Source organism: Stenotrophomonas sp. HMWF023 (assembly GCF_003060985.1).
GTDB lineage: Bacteria > Pseudomonadota > Gammaproteobacteria > Xanthomonadales > Xanthomonadaceae > Stenotrophomonas > Stenotrophomonas lactitubi.
The window spans coordinates 3,396-7,788 of record NZ_QAIJ01000026.1 but is presented as its reverse complement, the minus strand read 5'-3'; the positions used below and the strand labels follow the sequence as shown (position 1 = coordinate 7,788).

General features: G+C 65.8%; 4 protein-coding genes. 1 reads left to right on the top strand and 3 read right to left on the bottom strand.

Annotation, left to right across the window (positions count from 1 at the left end; translation table 11 throughout):
• Nucleotides 1-65: 65 nt before the first annotated feature.
• Entirely contained in the window at nt 66-1,106 is a 1,041-nt protein-coding gene (gene cyoA / locus DBR20_RS00950; protein WP_108264871.1) for a ubiquinol oxidase subunit II, read from the bottom strand.
• A gap of 338 nt (nt 1,107-1,444) precedes the next feature.
• On the opposite strand from cyoA, the gene DBR20_RS00945 reads away from it, so the two are divergent.
• Nucleotides 1,445-1,873: a VOC family protein gene (locus tag DBR20_RS00945; protein WP_108264870.1), complete on the top strand. Its 429-nt coding sequence runs from the start codon at nt 1,445-1,447 to the stop codon at nt 1,871-1,873.
• 35 nt (nt 1,874-1,908) lie between these two features.
• On the opposite strand, the gene DBR20_RS00940 is transcribed toward DBR20_RS00945, so the two are convergent.
• Nucleotides 1,909-3,924 (bottom strand): TonB family protein, encoded by a 2,016-nt coding sequence (locus DBR20_RS00940; RefSeq protein ID WP_108264869.1) that lies wholly within the window; start codon nt 3,922-3,924, stop codon nt 1,909-1,911.
• Nucleotides 3,921-4,393: hypothetical protein (locus DBR20_RS00935; protein WP_181392985.1), on the bottom strand; the 473-nt coding region annotated here is incomplete at its 5' end. The genes DBR20_RS00940 and DBR20_RS00935, both read right to left, overlap by 4 nt.

The window sequence follows — 4,393 nt, the reverse complement described above, 5'->3', positions numbered from 1 at the left end:
GACCAGGGTGGTCAGCACGATCGGATCGTGGGGGATCGACTCAAGAGAGAGTTTTCCCAACATGTTCATTCTCCCGAACCCGCGTGGCCGGCATGGCCTGCGTGTTCGTGTTCGGTGGCATCCAGGTTCTCACCGGATTCCTTGGAATCGTGGGCCTCGCTCGGGGCATGGCCCTCGTGCGCTTCATGGCTGGCAGCGTCGGCAGCAGCGGCACCGGCGTGGGAATGCTTCATGCCGTAGTGCTTGTTGTCGCCCATGTGCTTGGCGATGACCCAATCGAACAGGCTTTCTTCAACCTTGCCGAAGTAGGTGACCGGGTACCACTCGGAATTCTTCGCTTCGCCCAGCGCCTTGAACGAGGTCTTGTCCAGGGTCTGCTCGCCAGCACGGACCTGGTCCAGCCACTGGCGGTACTGCGCATCGGTGACCGAGTAGGCCGTGAAATGCATCTTGGCGAAGCCTGCACCGCTGTAGTGCGAGGACATGCCCGGGAATTCACCGGTCTCGTTGGCGATCAGGTGGAGCTTGGTCTCCATCGCCGCCATCGAATAGATCATGCTGCCCAGGTGCGGGATGAAGAACGCATTCATCACCGTATCGGAGGTGATCTCGAAGTTCAGCGGGGTGTTGACCGGGAACTTGATCTCGTTGACGACCGCGATCTTCTCTTCCGGATAGATGAACAGCCACTTCCAGTCCAGCGAGATCGCCTGGATGGTGACCGGCTTGACGTCCGATTCCAGGGGCTTGTACGGGTCCAGCGCGTGCGAGGACCGCCAGGTCAGCACCGCCAGGACCAGCACGATCATGCAGGGGATCGACCACACCACCACCTCGATCGCCGTCGAGTGGGACCACTTCGGCTCGTAACGGGCCTTGGTGTTGGAGGCGCGATACTTCCACGCGAAGGTCAGGGTCATGATGATGACCGGGATGACGACCAGCAGCATGAGCACGGTGGCCGTGATCAGCAGTGTCTTTTCATCCTGGCCGATCTGGCCCTTCGGACTGAGGATGGCCACGGCATCGCAGCCGGTGAGCATCACCAGCAATGCGAGCAGCAAGCCCGGGCGCAACCAGCGCCCAAGGGTTTTCAACGGAATCATCGGTCGATCCAATTGCGAGGGAATGCCGTTCCCCGTCCTGCCCGCACCGGCCAAAGCCGGGCCCACCCGTCCAGAAGACAGGCAGGTAAGGTGGGGTCGAGTCAGCCTTTCAATTTTAGGCCGTCACCCACCATTTAAGAAAGGCATTGACAATGATCAGGCGCAGGAAAGGCCCGGATCTGGCTGCGACACGTTGTCGCACCGCGCCATTGTGGCGGGCAGAACGCGCGGGGAAGGCAGCGTAGCATCGACCATGGCGACGACGAGGCCCCTCGTTCGGCAAAGTCGACTGAACATGTTCAGCAAGGTTTGAACGCCCTTTCTTCGAGGAACCCGGCATGGACAGACCCTTCAGCGTTGAACGCATCGACCACGTGGTGCTGCGGGTGCGCGAGCTGGCCCGCAGCGAAGCCTTCTATGGCCAGGTGCTGGGGTGCGCTGTGGTGCGGCGGCGCGAACACCTGGGCCTGGTGCACCTGCGTGCGGGTACGTCGATGATCGATCTGATCAGCCTGGACGGCACGCTCGGTCGCCACGGCGGTAGCGGGCCGGGCAGCGAAGGCCGCAACGTCGACCACCTGTGCCTGCGCGTCGAGCCCTTCGACGAAACCGCGCTGGTCGCCCACCTTGCTGCCCACGGCGTGCCGGTACTGGGGCCGGCCGAGGTCAACTTCGGCGCCGAGGGCGATGGCTTGTCGTTGTACTTCAAGGATCCGGACGGCAACACGGTGGAACTGAAGGGACCTGCGAACGAAGCCAGTCGATGAAGCGACCACTGCCACCGACCCGTGCCATGCCCCCGCTATCCGCCCTGGAACCGTACCGGCACACGCAGGATGATCTGCTTGACCGTGGTCACCGGCCGTGTGGGAGTGACGTGCCATTTCAGCGCAGCCTCACGCGCGGCGCGATCCAGCGCAGGATGCCCGCTGCTGCGGTCCACGGTCACATCGAGCACGCGCCCCTCGGCTGACAGGGTGATCGACAGCTCAACGCTGCCTTCGAGCACCGTCTCCCCGTCACCACGCGGATAACGCGGCGGCTGCCGGCGCGCCATCGCCGCCAACTGCGCGCCCAGCGCCTGTTCGGGATTCAGCTGGGGAGGCGGCGGGCTCACGGCGATCGGCGATGGTGGGTCCACGGTCATCGGCGGTGGTGCGGCAGCGACAGGCGCTTTGAACACCACCGTCACCTGCCTGCGCTCACCGCCCGTGAGCACCTTCGACGCGCTGTGCCAAGTGCGCGCGCCCTGCCGCGCGGCCTCATCCAGCACGGCGTTGCCACTGCTGCTTTCAATCAGCACCGAGGTAACCACGCCGCTCTGCCAGACATCCACCTGCAGGATGACCGTGCTGTCGGCCTCCACAGGCGCGCGCAGCGGGATGCCGTGGCGCAGGTCCTTGAACCCGGCAGCGGGCAGGTCGACCAGCACCTGTCCATACTCGGCCGGTGGCGACGGCGGTGGCAGCAGTGGCGACGTACGCAGCGCCAGGCCCTTGCGATCGACCAGCATCCCCGCTGGCGGCATCGCGCGTTGCGCCTGCCTGGCGACGTCCGCTTTCGAGGTTGCCGGTGGTGAAGGCTCCGAGACCACCGGACCCGCCGGGTCTGCAGTGGTGCCGGTGGCGTCCGGCGTCTCACCCTTGCTTGCCGCCGCCTGTCGGTCGTCATCGCCCAGCAGCAGCGTCGCGCGCGCTTTCAGGATCTCCATGCGGTCTTCGGAGGCGCTGGCCAGCAGCGTCGAGAGCATGAACACGTCGCTGCCAAGCAGCAGTGTATTCACGTCGAACCGGGCAGGATCAGCCGAGGCGGTCTTGTCGCTGCGGTCGATCAGCCCGGCGATCACCAGCGCACCCAGCGCGAGCTCTTCGTCCGTGTCGACCATCGTCGACGCGTAGGCATTCCACAGGCGCTCCTCCAGCGGTGCATAGGCGAACAACACCTCCTGCGTGCCGTGGACGCGCCACAGGCGCTCTTCCAGTGCCGCGTCGCCCTCTCGGTCGAATGGCTTGCGCGGCGACCACCGTGAGCGTATCGCCAGCTCCTGCAGATCCGTCGCCAGCAGGCGCATCGCTACCGTCGTGCTCGACGGCGAGAGTTTCCACATCTGCTGCAGCAGCTCGATCTGCTTCAGTTCCAGCTCGCGCGCTTCCTCGGCGGTAAGCCGATCCACTATCGCGCCCGCGTCGCTGGCCAGACCTCCCGTCCTTTGCGTGCGACGGCCGGAGCGGGCAGCAAGGGTCTCGATGGTCTCGTTGTACGCCGCGCGCAGGCGCTCGTACTCCGTGCGGTCTTCGCGCAGCGCTGGGCCATTGCGCGCCCACAGATCCAGCTCCTGCATCAGCGCCTGCGTCCGCTGCAGATCGCCGCGCGCAGCGGCACGCGCGGTTTCGTGCACCTTGTTGAGCATTTCCCGTTCGAAATGACCGCGCGAATACCAGCGCGGAACCGTCGTGCGATCCTCGCCGACCATGACCGAGCGCGCTCCTTGCATGCTCCCCGCGCCCGCAGCCCCATCACCGGAAATGCCGGTGACAACAAAGATGACGAACGAGAGGAAGCCGAACATCACCGACGCGATCAGATAGTCCACGGCCCGGTCCTGCACCGCTACGCGCAGGAACGACAGCACCGACACCGCACCGCCGATCAGCAACGCAGCACGCAGTGCCGCCCTGCCGTCGCTCAACGCGCCGCTCGACAGCAGTCGTCCGAGCCAGCCGATCGAGCCGTAGACCAGCACGCCGAGGTCACCCCAGAACGGCGCCATCCCGAGCAGGGCCAGCAGCAGCACGGCCAGTACACCCAGCAGCTTCATGGGCGCTTGCTCATGATCAGCATCGGCACGAACAGGATGAACAGCAGGATCCCGATCGCCAGCATGGCCATCTGCACGGCCAGCCCCACGCCATCCCAGATGCCCGGGTCCACCAACGCGCTGTAGCGGCGGTAGGCCGGCATGCCCCAGCCCATCACCCAGCCCAGCAACAACGTGCCGATCACCGCCATCGTCACCCGCGACATCACCCCGGGAACGCCGCTTGCCGCCGACGCCTGTGCAGCCAACGGCTGCGCCTGGTTACCGCGTGCGGCAGTGCGTGCGCGCTGCTTGCGGGCCTTGGCCGGCTTCTGTCGCGACCGAGTCTGTGCCGCGCGTGCGCTGCCGGCCAGCAGTTCGACGCGAGCGCAGGCGGCACACGGCATGCCGACAAAATGCTGGTGGGCCGCATCCTTGCCACACGTCACCAGTTGCCCGGCGTTGCGCCGCGCGTAGTCCAGCAGCAGCG

What these genes read in the sequence shown, in the direction of transcription:
- DBR20_RS00945 (WP_108264870.1), top strand. Translation starts at nt 1,445, where the DNA reads ATGGACAGACCCTTCAGCGTTGAACGCATCGACCACGTGGTGCTGCGG.
- DBR20_RS00940 (WP_108264869.1), bottom strand. Translation starts at nt 3,924, where the DNA reads ATGAAGCTGCTGGGTGTACTGGCCGTGCTGCTGCTGGCCCTGCTCGGG.
- cyoA (WP_108264871.1), bottom strand. Translation starts at nt 1,106, where the DNA reads ATGATTCCGTTGAAAACCCTTGGGCGCTGGTTGCGCCCGGGCTTGCTG.